Annotated in this window: 2 protein-coding genes; both read left to right on the forward strand. The window is 31.4% G+C overall.

Annotation, left to right across the window (positions count from 1 at the left end):
* The first annotated feature begins 530 nt into the window (after window positions 1-530).
* Window positions 531-1313, forward strand: coding sequence for a hypothetical protein (locus EGI31_RS22460; protein WP_255039436.1), 783 nt, complete (start codon window positions 531-533; stop codon window positions 1311-1313).
* Window positions 1314-2196: 883 nt separating this feature from the next.
* Window positions 2197-2413, forward strand: a 217-nt coding sequence (locus EGI31_RS22465; protein WP_255039437.1) for an IS110 family transposase, incomplete at its 3' end; no start/stop codon positions are given.

Raw genomic sequence — 2413 nt, forward strand, 5'->3', positions numbered from 1 at the left:
GGTTAAGGATTTCCTCTACGAAGCCATTAAAATAGCCTTTGACAAAAATGGTATTGTAGGCCCTGCGGGACCTTTTGATCATTTGACATCATTGGCAGTAAAATGAACATAGGAATGAGCAAAGAAAAAATATTTGGGCTCTAATTTCTGTAAAATTGCCATCAAAACCATTTGTTAATGCAGTAAAGAAATTTGGATATGGCATTAATATTGAATTGTGGTATATTGTTTCAAGTTTTCGGTCTGAAGACCGCTTTTCACTCGTGCTTAGTCTGAAGACTAAGCACAGCTGGAGCGATGTACTATATAAGAAAAAATATTTGGGCTCTAATTTCTGTAAAATTGCCATCAAAACCATTTGTTAATGCAGTAAAGAAATTTGGATATGGCATTAATATTGAATTGTGGTGTATTGTTTCAAGTTTTCGGTCTGAAGACCGCTTTTCACTCGTGCTTAGTCTGAAGACTAAGCACAGCTGGAACAAAGGGATGAGCAAAGAAAAAATATTTGGGCTCTAATTTCTGTAAAATTGCCATCAAAACCATTTGTTAATGCAGTAAAGAAATTTGGATATGGCATTAATATTGAATTGTGGTATATTGTTTCAAGTTTTCGGTCTGAAGACCGCTTTTCACTCGTGCTTAGTCTGAAGACTAAGCACAGCTGGAGCGATGTACTATATAATAAAAATGCAAAGAAGTATGGTGTGGGCATTTTTTTACCTGACAATAAGATTGAAGGCTTAACAACCAAGGACGGATTCACCACAGATAACCAAACATCTGATGAAGCAAATAAAAATAATACTTGGGTAAATAATAAAGGTGTTTTATATGCATCTGATGTTGAAAATTTTGACCAGAAAGAATTAATAAATTATTTGATGGGTAATTTTGTTAATGGCACAGGGCCTGAAAATATTATTTTTCCTACAAATGGGGCAGCTTCGCTTAAATTAAAAAATTCTGGAATTGCAAATGAGGCAATAACTCAATTGCTTGATAAAAACATAGATTTTGTTGAACTTCAAGTAAGTGGTAATTTTCATGCACCATCTTCGATTGCAAGGAATGGGTTTTTAGCAATTGAAACATTTATAGGATCTGCTTCAGTAAGTGTTTCACGTACAACTGGTGGTAATCTGTACGTTAAAATCTTTAATGTTACTAGCTTAACCTCTGGAGATGCAGAAAAACACTGGTGGTGGAATAATTATTCCAACTCAGTGGTTAGATCAAATGATGGTAATAATAAATATGGAAATATCAGTCAAACTTTTAGTTTTACTATTAAAGATCCTAATACATATTAAAGCATAAAATGAAAAAGTACAAATTCGTTATTCCAATTTTAATGTTCAACATATTTTTATTATTTTCTCTTATTTATTCAAGTTTAAATGATGATGTTAACAATGACGGGTTGGGTGTTTTCATCGTTTTAAATTTTATTTTGATATTTTTTTTTAACTTATATGGTATTTTTTTGATTTATGTTTTTAAAAGAACGAGTAATATATTTTCATACATTTTATACTTGGTTTTGATATTTTGTCCTATAATTTTAGTTTTTTATCCTGAAATTTTAATCAAAATATTAATTTAGCTACCAGCTCTGCGAAGCTTGTGCCTTCGTAGGTGTGTAAAGCGGGTTTCGCCCGCATCAATACTAGCAGATAAAGTCTTTGAGTATTTATAGAAGTCAGAAAAGGCCGGATTTTAATCCTAAAAAAGTAAGGGAAAAATTAAGTTTAAGGAAGAAGATTTAAAACAAAAAAAAGATATAAAAAACAATTTAGTAAAATAAAGAACAACACAAAACAGTAAAATATGAAAAATGTAATGTTGGCCTTGGTGGCCATGGTTTGGTTAATCCGCTCTTCCTTTACTTTAGCAAATGAAAAAAAGATTGAAAAATACGAGTAAATAGGATAAATTTATTTTGGTAAATTTTCCTAAGTGGGAAGCAGGAGAACCTAACCGCTCTTCAAGTTTAAAACTATATCTCGATAAAGGTCCTGCTTCCCTCACTCAATCTAAACCAATTTAGCTATTTAGAACCAGTTCGTGCTGATAATCTTATAAAGGCTTTTGTCGATTTGAGTTTACTTAGGTCAATTTTTCTTTTCACTTTAAAATTAAGTTTTTATAAAACAAAATGAAAATTTAGAGATTGATTTTTTTGTTGGCATTGACATGTCTAAAGACAAATTTGATGTTGGAGTTATGGATAAGTCTGGTGTTAGAATTGGTCATAAAAAATTCAATAACAATGACTTAGGTTTTGAAGAACTGTTTACATGGCTCTCTAATAGCTTAAAAACAGACAAGTTATTTTTTTGCATGGAGTACACAGGTATTTACAGCCGAAAATTGTGGATGTTTCTTCAAGACCATGATTGTTTGCTTTGGA

Source organism: Lacihabitans soyangensis, from assembly GCF_024343775.1.
Classification (GTDB): domain Bacteria; phylum Bacteroidota; class Bacteroidia; order Cytophagales; family Spirosomataceae; genus Leadbetterella; species Leadbetterella soyangensis.